The following is a 270-nucleotide window of genomic DNA, read 5'->3' as shown; positions in this document are numbered from 1 at the left end:
AATCGACCGCTACGGCGCTAACATCGATGGCTTGTATTGGGATGAAGGCAGCGAACACGGAGACAGTGATCAGTTAATCGATTATGCTAGGCTTCGCGAGACCATCCTAAGCCGCAACCCCAACCTTGTGCTCATGCAGAATTTTTATGGCAGCCTCTACAGTGCTGATATTGGAAATAAAGAATACAGCTATCAGGTCGAATTTGCTTCCACCGATGAGAATACATGGCCCGCCAACAGCATGCCTGTGTCTACTCTGATGGGCGGCCA

The 270-nt window shown here is 49.6% G+C and carries 1 protein-coding gene; it reads left to right on the top strand.

Annotated elements, in window-relative coordinates; genetic code table 11:
* A partial coding sequence (locus tag NLU14_RS21900; RefSeq protein WP_275710589.1) for a hypothetical protein occupies nucleotides 1-270 on the top strand: 270 nt, incomplete at both ends.

The sequence above is a fragment of the Marinobacter iranensis genome, from assembly GCF_029207565.1.
GTDB lineage: Bacteria > Pseudomonadota > Gammaproteobacteria > Pseudomonadales > Oleiphilaceae > Marinobacter > Marinobacter iranensis.
Note: the sequence above shows the minus strand (reverse complement) of the source record. Positions and strands in the feature narration are given on the sequence as shown.